The sequence below is a fragment of the Providencia sp. SP181 genome (genome assembly GCF_050446505.1).
Taxonomy (GTDB): Bacteria; Pseudomonadota; Gammaproteobacteria; order Enterobacterales; family Enterobacteriaceae; genus Providencia; species Providencia vermicola.
In genome coordinates, this window is record NZ_JBBPXM010000021.1 from 17,381 (window position 1) to 32,483 (window position 15,103).

Below are 15,103 nucleotides of genomic sequence, written 5' to 3' on the forward strand. Positions count from 1 at the left end.
CTCAATAAATAGCACGATAAGCTAAAAAAATAATCGAATAGCTATCTCAAGTCATCATCTTTTGAATCACTTTCCTGCATCATGATTACAAATATAAATCTGTTACAAATAATCTGAATGGCGATTTTGTGCCCAACTGGAAAAAAAATCCTTAACATGTTAAAACTAATGCCAATTGTATGGTTAATACACGGCAATTTTCGCCAGAGAAAACAGCAAAATGACATCAACAAATATCGTGCGTATTGCAACGCGTAAAAGCCCTCTCGCCTTATGGCAAGCGCACTTTGTCAAAGACAAATTAGAGCAGTTTCACCCTGGCTTACAGGTTGAACTTGTCCCAATGGTCACAAAGGGTGACATCATTCTTGATACCCCACTGGCAAAAGTCGGTGGGAAAGGGTTATTTGTTAAAGAACTAGAGCTTGCACTATTAGAAGGACGTGCTGATATTGCCGTTCATTCAATGAAAGACGTACCCGTTGAATTCCCTGAAGGGCTTGGTTTAGTCACTATTTGTGAACGCGAAGACCCTCGCGATGCTTTTGTGTCTAACCAATATGACAATATTGACGCTTTGCCGAAAGGCAGTATCGTTGGCACATCAAGTTTACGCCGCCAATGCCAGCTCAGAGAGCTTCGCCCTGATTTAGTCATTCGTGATTTACGCGGTAATGTGGGCACACGATTATCAAAACTTGATAACGGCGAATACGATGCCATTATCCTCGCCGTTGCTGGTTTGAAACGCTTAGGGCTTGAAGAGCGTATTCGTACTGCGCTCGAACCTGAACAATGTTTACCCGCTGTTGGTCAAGGTGCTGTTGGCATTGAATGTCGCTTGGATGATGTGGTAACCCGTGAGTTACTTGCGGTACTCAACGATGATGATACTTCTATTTGTGTACTTGCCGAACGTGCGATGAATATGCGATTAGAAGGCGGATGCCAAGTGCCTATCGGTAGCTATGCGATTTGGCAGGATGATAAAATTTGGTTGCGTGCCCTTGTCGGTGCGCCAGATGGTAGCGTAATTATTCGCGGTGAACGCCTTATCGCGCCACAAGAGGCTAGCCAAGCAGGTATTTCACTGGCTGAAGAGCTGTTAGCACAAGGCGCGAGAGAAATTTTGGCTGAGGTCTATAAAGGAAATCCACCTGCATGAGAGTCCTTGTCACACGCCCTGAGCCCGCTGGTTCAGAGCTGATAACGGCAATTACCTCAATGGGTGGGCAAGCTTATGCTGCTCCTTTAATTTGTATTGGGCCAGGTGCTGAGCTCAATACCTTAACGACCCAGCTAGATGCCTTAGAAACGAACGATCTGGTCTTTCTTTTGTCCAAAAATGCAGTCGAGTACGCAAATTTAGCACTTGAACAAATAGGACGTAGCTGGTCTGATAAGTTATCTTACTATGGAATAGGTCGTTCTACTGGGCAGTATTTTCAGCATACGACTGGGCAAATAGCACGTTGGGCTGAACATGGGGAAACCAGCGAAGTACTTCTAACGCTTCCTGAACTCCAATTTTTAGAGGGTAAACGCGCCCTTTTATTGAGGGGAAATGGTGGGCGAGAGCTTCTCGCATCCACATTACGCTCACGTGGTGCCCACGTTGATTATTGCGAATGTTACACAAGGTTGCCAGTGCATTACGACAAAACACAGTTCAATCAGAAATGGGTGCAAACCGATATTACTGATGTCGTGATCACCAGCGGGCAAATGTTAGCCTTACTTGAAGAATTAATCACCGATGAATATCGGGTATGGTGGTTTTCCCGCCGCCTGCTTGTTGTCAGTGAACGGATTGCAGATCTCGCCCGCCAAAGTGGATGGCAGAAGGTCTGTGTAGCGAATAGCGCAGATAATAATGCTTTAATTAAAGCATTAATCTCAACCGATATGGGATGCTAATTTATGACGGAACACGATAAAACAACCGAGACGGTGACGCCAAAAACAGATGAAAAATCAACAGTTCATCGCGGAACTAAGCCCTCTTCGGAACAAAAACGTTCTGGTCTCGTAGGCGGGATTATTGCGATTGCGGTTATCATCGCCATTGGTGGTGGTCTCTATTATTTCACTCAGCAAAGCAATGCAAAATTAGTCAATGAAAACAATGAACTAAAACAGCAGCTAAGTGATTTAATTGACCAGCAAAACTCAGATAGGCAACGTGTAGATGCTTTAATTGCCGCAAATAAAGATATCAAAAATCATGCACTTGAATACGAAGACAGACTAAATCGCCGTATGCAGGAGCTGCAAGCTCATGTTACGGCGCTTTCAAGTACCGATGTCAAAAGCTGGTTAATCGCCCAAGCGGATTTCATGGTAAAAATGGCTGGCCGTAAATTGTGGAATGATCATGATCCTGTTACTGCGGCTGTTTTACTAAAAAGCGCAGACTCCAGCTTAGCGGAAATGAACGACCCAAGCCTGCTTGATATTCGTAAATCCATCAATAATGACATGGCAAAACTGGCTGCGATTAACCAAATTGACTATGACGGCATTATCTTAAAATTAAACCAGCTCAGTAATGAAGTTGATAACTTACGTCTAGCGGATTTAAACAGCGGTGATGCAACAGACGACAATAACAATGACGTGAGTGATGATATTTCCGATTGGAAACAAAACTTGTCACGTAGTTGGAAAAGCTTTACCAGTGACTTTATTACGGTCCGAGCACGTGATGGTTCAGAAGCACCATTATTAGCGCCAAACCAAGATATTTATTTACGTGAAAATATTCGTTCTCAGCTTTTAATTGCCGCTCAAGCTGTTCCTCGTTACCAAGAAGAAACATATAAACAGTCATTAGAACAAGCTTCTACCTGGGTAAGGGCTTATTTTGATACTGAGGCGCCAGCTACGAAAGCTTTTTTATCCACCATTGATGAGCTCATCAATCAACCTATTGATGTTGACATGCCAGAGGCACTCGAAAGCCAAGAAAAGCTGGAAAAACTGATGCAAACACGCGTTCGCAGTTTGCTTTCACAGTCTGAAACAAGCCCATCTACTGATGGCGCAGTTGATGCAGCAGCTGAGGCGGTAAAAGACACGACAAAAGCCGCGGAAGATGCAATGCCTGCGACGGATGCACAAACTTCGGATACAGAGCACCCTTTTGAATCCGCAGAGCCTGCGGGCAATAGGGGGTAATGATGATTAAAGTATTAATCCTCTTTCTAGTCCTGATTGCAGGTGTGATCTTAGGACCTCTCTTGGCAGGTCACCAAGGGTATGTCTTTATTCGTACAGATAATTATGACATCACTACCAGCGTCACGAGTTTAGTTTTAGGCTTCATCTTGCTTCAATTTGTACTGCTATTCCTTGGTTGGTGTTATCGCCGTTTTATGAGCACCACTTCACGCACGAAAGGATGGGTAAGCGGTCGTAAATACCATAAAGCCCACACTCAAACTCAAAAAGCATTGCTGAAATTAGCTGAAGGTGATTTTGAGCAAGTTGAAAAGCTGATGAGTAAGCACGCTGATTTCTCTCAGCAGCCGGTGATTAACTATTTGATGGCCGCTGAAGCGGCGCAGCAACGTGGTGATGAGTTCCGCACTCACCAGTATTTAGACCGCGCGGCTGAAGCCGCTGGTAGTGACCAACTCCCTGTCGATATTTGCCGTGTGCGTATTCAGCTTGCTGAAGGTGAAGTCCACGCTGCCCGTAATGGTATCGATAAACTAATTGATAAAGCCCCAAGGCATCCCGAAGTTCTACGCCTTGCCGAACAAGCTTACTTACGTTCAGGCGCTTACCAAGCATTAATCGAATTACTTCCCGTGATGGCAAAAGTTCAGTTTCATAATGAAGACGAGCTTGATGCATTAAAACTTAAAGCTTACAAAGGGTTAATGAACCAATGTATGGCTGAAGGTGGAAGTGATGGCCTTAAAGATTGGTGGAAATCACAACCTCGCCGTGTCCGCCATGAAACCGCACTTCAAGCCTTCTTGGCTGAACACTTGATTGAGTGTGGTGATACCAAAAGCGCAGAGAAAATGATTATTGATGGCTTAAAGCAACAATATGATGAGCGCTTACTCTTGTTAATACCAAAAGTTAACAGCGATCACCCTGAAGCTATTGAGAAAACGTTACTGCATTTGCAAAAACAAAATGGTGCCACACCTTTATTAAACAGCACACTAGGTGTTTTATCGTTACATAATGCCCAATGGGAAAAAGCAGAATCCTACTTCAAAGCAGTTTTAGCACAACGCTTTGATGTTCAAGATGCTTCATGGCTCGCCGATACCTACGATAAGCTACATAAACCAAACGAAGCCGCTAAGATCCGCCAAGAAGCCCTAACGTATTCCTTGAAACAAGAACGCACTTAGTTATTCCTCAAAATAAAAACGCCACACTCTGAAGTGGCGTTTTTATTTCGTCCTCCAACTGCCGATAAATTGACAAAAAGGGTCATTTCGCCCCACTTTGTGACTCCATTAATATCTAAAAAAGACAAATAAAGTATTATCGTCGGTATACCGCATGAAGAAATGCCTATCGCTAAAAAACATAATCAATTCATTGCAAACAAAACAAGTTCAGCTATGTCATAAAACAAACACATAGTGTATAAAACACTATATGCATTTTTGCCTTGAATGAATTTAGGAAATATATATGAATGTAGTTAAAGCTATTTGGCGCTGGATTATCGCGACACCAAACCGTTTGCAAATCTTTTTTGACCTACTTCTGTTAGTTTTATCACCTTTTGTTTTTATCATGATCATCGGCTTTAATACTGAAGACCTCAGTAAAGATATTTTCATCATTACGTTTATTATTCTTTGTTATACCTACATTACTCGCTGGCTCAGCAAATGGTTTAGCAAAGGTAAAAATTAGTCTTCCTATTTGATTTCAGCCTCTTATTCCTATAAATAAGAGGCCTACCATAAAAAATGCAAAAAAAAACACCTGCACTAGGCAGGTGTAAAATACAATCAGGTCTACAGACGGATGGTGCCTCACTCAACGTTTCGCCCGTTCGTTGATGGTAAGAGGATGAGCTCTTGATCATCTAAGTTGGACAATAGGCACCGATAATCGGCTTTGCGTCATCTCTGGGTTTATGAAGCATTGCTATCATAAGAAGTGAGATGAGCATCTACATATTTAATAATGCAGGATGCGTGCCAACTTTTTCCATCATCCTATTTTTTCCCTGCTATTCCTAACGTTTCTGTATATCTTAGTTTTACGGGGTATTTTGAACCCAGAAAATTTGCACGCTCCCTTCACCTCACTTTTTTTAACCTTTAGCATGAATGAAAGCGTATTTCTTTGTCTCAATATAGAGACACCTTAACTCACTTATAAATTTAACCTTATAAATCAATAGGTAAAATGTCTCTTTTTGGCGACACGGAAGTATGGGTTTGTATAAAAATTACGACACTTATTTTTTACATAAAAAACAATGCGTTAAAGATTATGGTGTGATATAGCGAATTAATGACGTGCATGCACTCAAAAGGAACAGAAAAGAAGGGGTTTAAAAGATAGCGAGCAAGCTCGTCCAACAGTGAGTATAAAAAAATCAACATCGGGTTAAAAATGCAAAAACCCCGCTATTAAGCGGGGTTCTTTAAATTGGTCGGCGAGAGAGGATTCGAACCTCCGACCCACTGGTCCCAAACCAGTTGCGCTACCAAGCTGCGCTACTCGCCGAAATGTACTGCTTCACATCAATTTTTTTCGTGGTGCGAAAGGGGGGACTTGAACCCCCACGTCCATAGGACACTAACACCTGAAGCTAGCGCGTCTACCAATTCCGCCACCCTCGCAATGTCACAAAAAAAATGGGGTGGCTAATGGGACTCGAACCCACGACAACTGGAATCACAATCCAGGGCTCTACCAACTGAGCTATAGCCACCATAACTTCACTTTTTTCAAAGCGTTGCTATCATACTACATACAACGTCATTTTGCCAACCGTAGCGACGTGCTAAAACTGGTGCGCCCGACAGGATTCGAACCTGAGACCTCTGCCTCCGGAGGGCAGCGCTCTATCCAGCTGAGCTACGGGCGCTTAACGCCGTTGCGGGAGAGGATAGTACGGATTTATCTACCCGCTGTCTAGTCCTTTTTGAAATAAAAATATCGATTGCTTGCCTTTTATCCATTTCGCCGAGAAAGAGAGCATTTTTGCCCTCTTTTTTGCTCGACACCCATAAAAGCGCCGAGAAAATATCTTGCCTAGGCTTTTCTACTGCGGCCGTTTAACGCCTGAATTAAAAAATAAAGCAGGGAAACTGCCCCTAAAAAGAGTGCTCCGACAATTAATGACATCCGTGTATCTGGGTTTATCGCCATGCCCACTAATACACAGGCCAAAAAGAGTAACGTCGCATAGTTGACCCATGGAAATAAAATTGATTTAAACGGGTGTCCCACTAATTGTTCTTTATTTTGCTGGCGAAAACGAATTTGGCTGGTGAGCAAGACCAACCATGGTACCATTCCTGGCAAAACGCTTGCGCTGTACACGTACACAAACACTTTTTCTGGATTTGGAATAATATAATTCAAGCTAGAGCCTGCAACGAGACACAGTATTGTAAAACCAACACAACGTGCAGGAACTCCGTTTTTTGTGAGCTTCAGTAGCCCGCTGGGAAGCTGCTTATTTTGCGCTAATGCGTACAACATACGACCGCCACTGTACATCCCACTATTACACCCAGACAGCGCCGCAGTGAGTACTACAAAGTTGATCACCGCTGCCGCAGAGACAATCCCCACTTTCGCAAACGTTAAGACAAATGGACTCCCTTGCTGCCCGACTTCAGTCCACGGAAATAAGGTAACAACAATAAAAATCGCACCAACATAAAAAATCAGAATGCGCCATAAAATGTTATTGATCGCTTTTTTCAGCGTGACTTGCGGATTTTTCGCTTCGCCTGCGGTGATCCCTACTAATTCAACGCCTTGATAGGAAGCCACAACGATACACAAAGCAAATAAAAAGCCTTTCCAGCCCCCAGCAAAGAAGCCACCATGTTCCGTCAGGTTAGCCAGCCCTATCGGCTCGAAGTTATTCCCAAGGCCAAAAAAAATTAACCCTAAACCAATCAGGATCATCACCACGATGGTGGTGACTTTGATCATCGCAAACCAAAACTCTAACTCGCCATACAAACGAACGGCGGCAAGGTTGGCCAATGCGACTAAAACCACGGCAACAATGGCAAATATCCACTGAGGTACATCTGGGAACCAATATTCGGCGTAAACACCGATGGCGGTAATTTCTGAGATCCCAACAGCCACCCACATAAACCAGTAACCCCATGCGGTGAGGCACCCCCAAAATGGGCTCAGATACTTATAACCAAAAGAAGCAAACGACCCAGTGACAGGCTCCAGAAAAAGCATCTCCCCCATGGAACGCATGATGAAGAAAACAAAAATACCCGCAATGATGTATGCGAGCAGTACGGAAGGCCCTGCCCATTTTAGCGTACTGGCTGAGCCCATAAATAGCCCAACACCAATTGTTCCACCTAGCGCAATAAGCTCAATATGCCGAGCTTCTAACCCGCGCTGAAGTCCCTGTTGTGGATTCCCCATAAATACCCCTGTCATCAATTATTATCGTTAAACCACAGCGTGAATTGGAACGAAATTAGTCATAATTACTGTAATTTATTAAAAACAGCCGACTCGTCGACTGAAAAGCATGTCATAGACCCAAATTATAGAGAAAAACTATGATCTACATTTATTTTTGATGAATTATAGAAATATTTGAGGAAGGAGACCAGCGAATACGCCACTGAGTGATTTTACAATCAGCAAGGAAAGATAAAAAACCTAATAAGTAAACAAAAATAAAGCGGGAAAAATCCCGCTTTATCAATATATTATTACTCGGAAATAAACTTACAGCTTACCGCCATAATAGTAGCCTAAAAACTTCAGTAATTTAAACTGACGAGTAATACGTGAAGGTTGTGATAATAAGCGATATAGCCATTCTAAGCCTAAGTTTTGCCACACTTTCGGAGCACGCTTCACGTGACCTGTAAAAACATCGTAAGTCCCGCCAACACCCATATAGAGTGCGTCTGGATGAATAACGCGACAATCACGCATAAAGAGTTCTTGCTTTGGTGACCCCATCGCGACTGTGACAATTTTAGCGCCACTCGCATGAATGCGTTCAAACAAAGCACCACGGTCTTCGGCGGTAAAATAGCCATTTTGCGAACCAACAATGTTCACATTCCACTGAGCGCGCAGTTTACTTTCGGTTTGTTCGAGGATTTCTGGCTTACCACCGACTAAGAATACAGGCGTACCTTCGCGCCCAGCTCTTTCCATCAGTCCTTCCCACAAATCTGCACCTGCAACACGGGAAACCAGAGCTTCTGGGTATTTACGGCGAATGGCGCGCACAATGCTGATCCCGTCTGCGTACAGATATTCAGCTTGGCCTAATAAGGTATTTAACGCGGTGTCTTTCTCCGCAATCATCACTTTTTCCGCATTAATCGCGACCAAAGTACCCGTTTTGGTTTCACCATTCGCAAACAAATAATTCAAAAAGTGGGCCATATCTTTGAAGCCCCAAATATTATGTCCACGAATCGAATACTGAGGAACAGATGAAGATTGAGTTGATGACGGTTCCATGATGCTTCCTTAACGACTTTCACGTTGTTGGCTTCTTAAAAAAGAAGCTGTTTTTGTGCGGATAAGCCCCGCACTTTCAAATAACCAATACAGGAGTTTTGCTAGAATCAGGCATAACCCAAAAATTAAGCAGAAAAAAACCACCCGTGAGACAAAAGAATCGACGCCTTCACGCGCTAATACGATAATGTTAAAAATCGCACCGAAGCAAAATGCCTGCATAATCGCGGCTTTATAGCGGTTTGGCTCTTGCAAACTCATTCCATAAATCCAGTCAAACCACTTAATGATCAACCCCACCGCGATTGCACCGAGCGGAATGAAAATCACCCCACCCATCACCACTAATGAACCAATCAAAGTCGGTGAAATGGCTAATCCAGAATGGTTATTCAGCACTTCCCAAGTGAAGTAGTTCGCTGAGTTTAGTACGGTATCTGGTCGCTCTGGCCATACCCACGATGGGATAAACACATAAAAATCACGAATAATCGGTGCAAGTCCTTGGAAATCCATCTCATCATAATGGCTGAGTAATAAAGCGAGGTTTTCCCATGGCGAGAACGTATCTCGAGTCAGGTATAAGAAAGTGTAATACGCCTCGGAGCCGCTCACATCCAAGCCATAGCGTTTTAATGCCAGCCAGAACATCCCAACAATACTGGCGACACCTGCCGCACCCAGCATCCACAGAGTGATCCACCCCCTGACGATACCGATAAATAAAAATAGTGCGAAAGCGATGATGATATTCGCCCTTGTCCCACCCACAATAACATAGGTTAAAAAACCAAAAGCTACGGTGCTGACAAGGAAGAAAATCCAGCGTTTTTGTGTTGGTCGCAGAAAATACACAATCAGCATGGCAGGAATAAAGAAGTAGAAAAACCGCTTCAATGCGACCCCTGAAACTTGGCTGGAGAAAATTTGGCTGTAGGATTTCAGCTTGAATAGTAAAAAACCGTTCTGCATGAAGAAAATACCTACCGTCACTACCGCAATAGCGATTAATAACATGCAAGTGAGATTGGTTTCGACTTTGTTCATACTAAACAGCGCACGCCGTGAAGTCTCCACTTTGCGCGATAGCCGCGTTTTATAAGCCACGTAATAAATGGCATAAAAACTGGTCGCCGCAAGCTGCGCATACAAGAGATAATCGGCTGTCACAACCGCCACATCAAACTGGAACACTAAGGCGCAGGTTAACGGAAAACCAAAATAAAATGTCAATAAATACAACATTGAAAAGAAAATGTTGAAGTTAAAGCGAACACGTAAAAACTCTTTATAGAGCAAAGTGCCAATAAAGATGATTGATATCAGGTAGACCAACGCTAAGCCACCTAACTCCATTAGCGTCATGCTCGCCCCTCCGCGATACTGAGAATGGTTTTCCACCCCTCAGTAAAGTTTGGAGCAAAAAATTCGATATTAGCTTTATCCAACAAAGCCATTTGACGTTGCGCTTCATCCACCAGCGAGGTCGTCAATTCATCACCATAAAAAAATACAGGCACGTTTTGTGCCGTTAAATCCTGCCAAAACGTATTTTGGCGGCTGATCACAAATGGGATGCCAAATTGAATTAATAAACAAACCGTCCCAACACCTTGCTGGCGATTAAAAATGAAATAGCCAAGATCGCAGGTCTTCAACACGTTAAGATAATCACTGAATTCCATACGCTCTTTAAGGATTTCTACCTGGCCCGCTGCAAATTGGCTATTTGCCGCGTCTTCCACGTGTTGAATATAAACGTGGTTGTTCGCAGGATACCCCATTGGGATAATCACGCGAGCCTTATCACCAAACTGCTGTTTAATCGCAATCAGAGCCTCTACATGGCGATTAGAGCGATCACCTGAGTTACCGAGCAAGATAGTCAATTGCTCGCCTTCACGTGGCTTACGTTCGCTTATCGTTAAAGCAGGATCCATCCGTGTTGGAAAATACAGCACTGAAGCAGGCACTTTCGGGTTCGACTGGTGGAAATAACATAAATCGCCACGCGTAGCACAAACATGCCCAACTTTTTTTTGCGCTAAGCGGCGTAAAACATAAAACAGTTTAAATTTCAGTGAATTGGATTCTTCGTACAGGTCCGCACCCCAGATATGCCACCAAAATTGGTGAGGTTTGATTTGGCCAAATAACAGTGCCAGCCAAATCGGTGCATTAAATTGCCCATGGAAGAAGAAACGGGTACGGCGATCTGCTTTCGCCCGCTTGATCACACTATTTGCAATGGCTTTTTTACTCTCAAAAATATCAATTTCGAGCTGCGGATAAGCGTCAGCAAGCCGCGCATCATCGCTTACGACCATAAAATGCAGTTTTTGTGACGGCGCCATTTCCTGGCTAATTACGCTATTAAAAAACGTCAAAACCGTCTGATTATGGTGTGGGAGGTTCGATCCCAGTACATGTATTAAGGTTGTCATGCTCGCCTACGGTAAATCAAAAATACGCAACAACATAAAATAAAGTATACGATATAAGTAGCCATATAGGCCTGTGTCGCACCAACTGCGCCATGCTCAGGAATAAGCCAGTGAGCAAAACCCATCAGCAACACAAATTGACTCACTTCTGTCAGAACATAAAAACGCAATGCGGCTTTGGCTATCACCAAATAACCAAACACATATGCGCCAACTTTCAGGACATCCCCCACCAATTGCCAAGCAAAAAGGTCTCTCATTCCTGTAAACTTCTCAGAAAATAGCAGCCAAATGGCAAAATCACGCAGGAGCCAAACCATAAAACTGGCCACCGCGACAGCGGGTAAGACAAATTTTAATGCTTTGATAATTTCAGATGAAATTTCGCTTTTATGCTGTAAACGGGAAAGTGTTGGCAGCAAATACACTGAAAATGATGCGGTAATAAACTGCAAGTAAGCATCTGAAATGGTGCTAACCCCCGCCCATAACCCGACATCATCCCAACTATAACGCTCCGCCAATAGATTTCGCATCATGATATAAGCAACAGGTAATGTCACTGACGTTAATAGCGCCATAACAGTGAATTTACCTAAATGCGTTGCAATGGCTTTGTCCCACGCGGGTTTAAGCATTGACAGTGCAAATTGTTTACGGCGAATAATCATCAAGCCTGCGGGCAGGACAACTAAGGCTGGTACAAGGGCTAAGCCTGCAAGCGCACCTTCATATCCTCCCAAGGTATAGCACAAATAATAGGCAACAACACCCACTAAGCTCCCTAAAATGATAGCTTGAGCATTACCCGATGCGTCTCGATAACCTTTTAGGATGGCTAAAAAGTAGTTTGCGTAGGCTATCCCCATCTGAATAAAAGCCACAGCATAAATCACAGAGGCGTAATCAGGACTATCAAATAATACCTGACTAATAGCACCACTGAATAATAAGAAAACAATGGCTAACAGCGTTGAAAAGCCGAGGATTAGCGTTGATGATGTCCCTAAAACAGCACGAAGCTTGACGGGGTCTTGATGGTGCTCTGCCACATACTTTGTGACACCATTGAAAATCCCCGCACCAGACAATACACCCAGAACGGTGATCAATTGGCGGAAGTTCCCCGCCAACCCAACACCGCTCGGGCCAAATGCAATCGCCAGTAATTTAACGATAAGCAGGCCTGCCCCGATTTTAATCAGGGTAGACCCAGCAGTCCAAACAGAGGCTCTAGCTAACGACATTAGGCAAAGAACGCCTTAATCTGTTCGATAACTGTTTGTTGTTCTGCATCCGTCATGTTGTAGAACATCGGCAAACGCACCAGTCGGTCACTTTCTTTCGTAGTGTATTTGTCTTCACCATGGAAGCGACCAAACTCCAGCCCCGCAGGACTTGTGTGTAGTGCAACGTAGTGGAACACAGTTAAAATGCCGTGAGATTTCATAAACTCATTGAATTCAGTACGTTCTTCCACATCCTTCAATTTGATGTAGAACATATGGGCGTTGTGCACTAAACCTTCAGGCACAGTCGCTAATACTAAACGGCCTGCATCCGCCAGCGGTTGCAGCGCTTCGTAGTAACGTTTCCATAGCAATAAACGGCGTTCGTTGATTTTGTCTGCTTCTTCCAATTGAGCCCACAGGTAAGCCGCTTGTAAATCAGACAACAGGTAGCTTGAACCGATATCACGCCATGTGTATTTATCCACTTGTCCGCGGAAGAATTGGCTACGGTTTGTCCCTTTTTCACGGATCACTTCAGCACGGCTGATTAAGTCTTTATCGTTGATTAACGTCGCGCCACCTTCCCCACCGGAAGAGTAGTTTTTGGTTTCATGAAAACTGTAACAACCAATGTGGCCAATTGTCCCTAAAGCCTTGCCTTTATAGGTTGACATCACGCCTTGTGCCGCATCTTCAATGACGAATAGGTCATGTTTTTTGGCAATATCCATGATGGTGTCCATTTCACAGGCAACCCCTGCGTAGTGAACAGGCACAATCGCACGCGTACGCTCAGTAATCGCCGCTTCGATTTTCGTTTCATCAATATTCATCGTATCTGGACGGATATCAACGAACACAATTTTCGCGCCGCGCAGAACAAATGCGTTTGAGGTTGATACAAAGGTAAAGCTCGGCATGATCACTTCATCGCCAGGCTTAATATCAATCAGGATTGCCGCCATTTCTAATGACGCGGTGCAAGATGGTGTTAACTGCACTTTTGGGCAATTAAAACGTTTTTCCATCCACTCTTCACAACGTTTTGTGAAACCACCATCACCACACAACTTGCCACTTTCCATGGCTTGTCTCATATACTCTAATTCAGTGCCTACAACGGGTGGTTTATTAAATGGAATCATGTTGTCCCCTGTATAACCAATAGGCGGTACTGGCAATCGCCGCACCGCTACGTGAATAAAGATTTAATGCCGCAACATTGCTGATTTGGGTGGCAACATTTAACTGTCTTTTTTGGTGTTGCACACACCAGTCGAATGCCGCAGACATTAACTTGCGACCTATTCCTCGCCCTTGCGCTTCAGGCACTTTCGCTAAAAGCCCGATGCGTGCAGTATCATCATCAATATGGCGCAAACTCACAAAACCTAAAATGCGGTCAGAGGCGTCTTTGACTAATAAGCAAGTATGGTCAAACGTACCAAGCACGGCTTTTTCTATCCACAACGCGTAAAACCGCCCGCTGTCCCCTTCACGATACCAAGGCGCGCGAAAACGGCTATTACTAAAGACAGAGGCAGCTGCTTGTTGCAGTAAAGGGACGTCATCCACTTGCGCCGCAACGATGCTATCTGCCACCGTTAACCCCGCCTTTAGATAAGCATTTTCTGTGCCAATAGTGAGGGCAAAATCAATTTCACCTTCGACAAATGCAAACCCCATACTGGTTAAGTCATCAATCAATAACGTTTCAGATGCTGCAACCTTGGCTTGGATGATATCGTACGCATCCATTTGATAAGCAAGGACAGTTTCGAGGTTTTCCCCCGAGAAATTTAATTTTGCGGTTGAGCGATGAAAGAAGTCGCTCTCCCACTGCAAACCATCAATACTGGCGCGGACGGACACGGAGTAAATCCTCTAAATATTGCCCATAACCGGTTTTCTTCAGTTGCTGCGCGGAAGCTGCGACTTGTTCGTCGGTTAGCCAACCATTACGCCATGCGATTTCTTCTAAGCAGGCAACTTTAAAACCTTGTCGTTTTTCAACGGTTTGTACAAATGTACCTGCCTCAATCAAGCTGTCGTGGGTGCCCGTATCCAACCAAGCAAAACCACGGCCAAGCAGTTCAACATTTAACTGCCCGCGCTCTAAATACATTTGATTGATAGACGTAATTTCTAATTCACCGCGTTCAGATGGCTTGACTTGCTTAGCAAATTCAACCACTTGAGAGTCGTAGAAATATAACCCTGTTACCGCCCAGTTTGATTTCGGTTTTGTCGGTTTTTCTTCGATAGATAACGCTTTAAAATTATCATCAAATTCCACCACACCAAAGCGCTCTGGGTCCATGACTTGGTAGCCGAATACCGTTGCCCCATGGGGGCGTTCTGCGACTGATTTCAGTTTCGGGCTAAACGAATGACCAAAGAAAATGTTATCCCCTAAGACTAAACAACAGCTATCACCATTGATAAATTCTTCACCAATAATAAAGGCTTGTGCTAATCCATCTGGTGATGGCTGCTCTGCATAACTCAGTTCAATACCAAACTCATGTCCATCCCCCAATAGGCGCTTGAACATCGGTAAATCATCGGGAGTCGAAATAATTAAAATTTCGCGAATACCCGCTAACATCAAGACAGAAAGCGGGTAATAAATCATTGGCTTATCATAGATAGGCAATAATTGTTTAGAAATACCACGGGTAATTGGGTGTAAACGCGTTCCCGATCCCCCCGCTAAAATAATACCTTTCATGGTTTCAC

The 15,103-nt window shown here is 43.9% G+C and carries 13 protein-coding genes and 4 tRNA genes; 5 read left to right on the forward strand and 12 right to left on the reverse strand.

Features of this window, described 5'->3' with window-relative positions; all coding sequences use genetic code 11:
- Nucleotides 1-220 precede the first annotated feature (220 nt).
- From hemC to AABS66_RS20285, 5 genes are all read left to right on the forward strand, one after another.
- Complete coding sequence (hemC, locus tag AABS66_RS20265) at nt 221-1,165, forward strand: hydroxymethylbilane synthase (protein WP_206083097.1); 945 nt, start codon at nt 221-223, stop codon at nt 1,163-1,165.
- Nucleotides 1,162-1,917: a uroporphyrinogen-III synthase gene (locus AABS66_RS20270; protein ID WP_206083094.1), complete on the forward strand. Its 756-nt coding sequence runs from the start codon at nt 1,162-1,164 to the stop codon at nt 1,915-1,917. Before hemC ends, AABS66_RS20270 begins: the two co-directional genes overlap by 4 nt.
- A 3-nt stretch (nt 1,918-1,920) precedes the next feature.
- Nucleotides 1,921-3,177, forward strand: coding sequence for a uroporphyrinogen-III C-methyltransferase (hemX, locus tag AABS66_RS20275; protein WP_206083092.1), 1,257 nt, complete (start codon nt 1,921-1,923; stop codon nt 3,175-3,177).
- Nucleotides 3,178-3,179: 2 nt separating this feature from the next.
- The gene (hemY, locus tag AABS66_RS20280) at nt 3,180-4,373 is read left to right on the forward strand and encodes a protoheme IX biogenesis protein HemY (RefSeq protein WP_430225407.1); all 1,194 of its coding nucleotides are present in this window, start codon (nt 3,180-3,182) and stop codon (nt 4,371-4,373) included.
- A 289-nt stretch (nt 4,374-4,662) separates the two neighbouring features.
- On the forward strand, nt 4,663-4,890 hold the full coding sequence (locus AABS66_RS20285) for a hypothetical protein (protein WP_206083089.1): 228 nt from the start codon (nt 4,663-4,665) through the stop codon (nt 4,888-4,890).
- Nucleotides 4,891-5,638: 748 nt separating this feature from the next.
- Here the strand turns inward: AABS66_RS20285 and AABS66_RS20290 are convergent.
- From AABS66_RS20290 to rfbA, 12 genes are all read right to left on the reverse strand, one after another.
- Nucleotides 5,639-5,715, reverse strand: a tRNA-Pro gene (locus AABS66_RS20290).
- Nucleotides 5,716-5,745: 30 nt separating this feature from the next.
- Nucleotides 5,746-5,831, reverse strand: a tRNA-Leu gene (locus AABS66_RS20295).
- 16 nt (nt 5,832-5,847) lie between these two features.
- Nucleotides 5,848-5,923: transfer RNA gene (locus AABS66_RS20300), tRNA-His, on the reverse strand.
- A gap of 79 nt (nt 5,924-6,002) precedes the next feature.
- Nucleotides 6,003-6,079: transfer RNA gene (locus tag AABS66_RS20305), tRNA-Arg, on the reverse strand.
- Nucleotides 6,080-6,246: 167 nt separating this feature from the next.
- Nucleotides 6,247-7,623: a bifunctional threonine/serine APC transporter ThrP gene (thrP, locus tag AABS66_RS20310; protein ID WP_206083087.1), complete on the reverse strand. Its 1,377-nt coding sequence runs from the start codon at nt 7,621-7,623 to the stop codon at nt 6,247-6,249.
- 312 nt (nt 7,624-7,935) lie between these two features.
- Complete coding sequence (gene wecG / locus AABS66_RS20315; RefSeq protein ID WP_430225408.1) at nt 7,936-8,688, reverse strand: lipopolysaccharide N-acetylmannosaminouronosyltransferase; 753 nt, start codon at nt 8,686-8,688, stop codon at nt 7,936-7,938.
- 9 nt (nt 8,689-8,697) lie between these two features.
- Entirely contained in the window at nt 8,698-10,053 is a 1,356-nt protein-coding gene (wzyE, locus tag AABS66_RS20320; RefSeq protein WP_206083083.1) for an ECA oligosaccharide polymerase, read from the reverse strand.
- Nucleotides 10,050-11,132, reverse strand: coding sequence for a TDP-N-acetylfucosamine:lipid II N-acetylfucosaminyltransferase (locus tag AABS66_RS20325; RefSeq protein WP_206083082.1), 1,083 nt, complete (start codon nt 11,130-11,132; stop codon nt 10,050-10,052). The genes wzyE and AABS66_RS20325 overlap by 4 nt, the downstream gene beginning before the upstream one ends.
- Entirely contained in the window at nt 11,129-12,379 is a 1,251-nt protein-coding gene (gene wzxE, locus AABS66_RS20330; RefSeq protein ID WP_272573894.1) for a lipid III flippase WzxE, read from the reverse strand. The genes AABS66_RS20325 and wzxE overlap by 4 nt, the downstream gene beginning before the upstream one ends.
- On the reverse strand, nt 12,379-13,509 hold the full coding sequence (gene rffA, locus AABS66_RS20335) for a dTDP-4-amino-4,6-dideoxygalactose transaminase (protein WP_206083080.1): 1,131 nt from the start codon (nt 13,507-13,509) through the stop codon (nt 12,379-12,381). Before rffA ends, wzxE begins: the two co-directional genes overlap by 1 nt.
- The gene (gene rffC, locus AABS66_RS20340; protein WP_206083079.1) at nt 13,496-14,236 is read right to left on the reverse strand and encodes a dTDP-4-amino-4,6-dideoxy-D-galactose acyltransferase; all 741 of its coding nucleotides are present in this window, start codon (nt 14,234-14,236) and stop codon (nt 13,496-13,498) included. Before rffC ends, rffA begins: the two co-directional genes overlap by 14 nt.
- Nucleotides 14,214-15,095 (reverse strand): glucose-1-phosphate thymidylyltransferase RfbA, encoded by an 882-nt coding sequence (gene rfbA, locus AABS66_RS20345; protein WP_272539559.1) that lies wholly within the window; start codon nt 15,093-15,095, stop codon nt 14,214-14,216. Before rfbA ends, rffC begins: the two co-directional genes overlap by 23 nt.
- Nucleotides 15,096-15,103 lie beyond the last annotated feature (8 nt).

Coding starts and splice junctions, on each gene's coding strand:
- hemC (WP_206083097.1), top strand. CDS start 221: ATGACATCAACAAATATCGTGCGTATTGCAACGCGTAAAAGCCCTCTC.
- AABS66_RS20270 (WP_206083094.1), top strand. CDS start 1,162: ATGAGAGTCCTTGTCACACGCCCTGAGCCCGCTGGTTCAGAGCTGATA.
- hemX (WP_206083092.1), top strand. CDS start 1,921: ATGACGGAACACGATAAAACAACCGAGACGGTGACGCCAAAAACAGAT.
- hemY (WP_430225407.1), top strand. CDS start 3,180: ATGATTAAAGTATTAATCCTCTTTCTAGTCCTGATTGCAGGTGTGATC.
- AABS66_RS20285 (WP_206083089.1), top strand. CDS start 4,663: ATGAATGTAGTTAAAGCTATTTGGCGCTGGATTATCGCGACACCAAAC.
- thrP (WP_206083087.1), bottom strand. CDS start 7,623: ATGGGGAATCCACAACAGGGACTTCAGCGCGGGTTAGAAGCTCGGCAT.
- wecG (WP_430225408.1), bottom strand. CDS start 8,688: ATGGAACCGTCATCAACTCAATCTTCATCTGTTCCTCAGTATTCGATT.
- wzyE (WP_206083083.1), bottom strand. CDS start 10,053: ATGACGCTAATGGAGTTAGGTGGCTTAGCGTTGGTCTACCTGATATCA.
- AABS66_RS20325 (WP_206083082.1), bottom strand. CDS start 11,132: ATGACAACCTTAATACATGTACTGGGATCGAACCTCCCACACCATAAT.
- wzxE (WP_272573894.1), bottom strand. CDS start 12,379: ATGTCGTTAGCTAGAGCCTCTGTTTGGACTGCTGGGTCTACCCTGATT.
- rffA (WP_206083080.1), bottom strand. CDS start 13,509: ATGATTCCATTTAATAAACCACCCGTTGTAGGCACTGAATTAGAGTAT.
- rfbA (WP_272539559.1), bottom strand. CDS start 15,095: ATGAAAGGTATTATTTTAGCGGGGGGATCGGGAACGCGTTTACACCCA.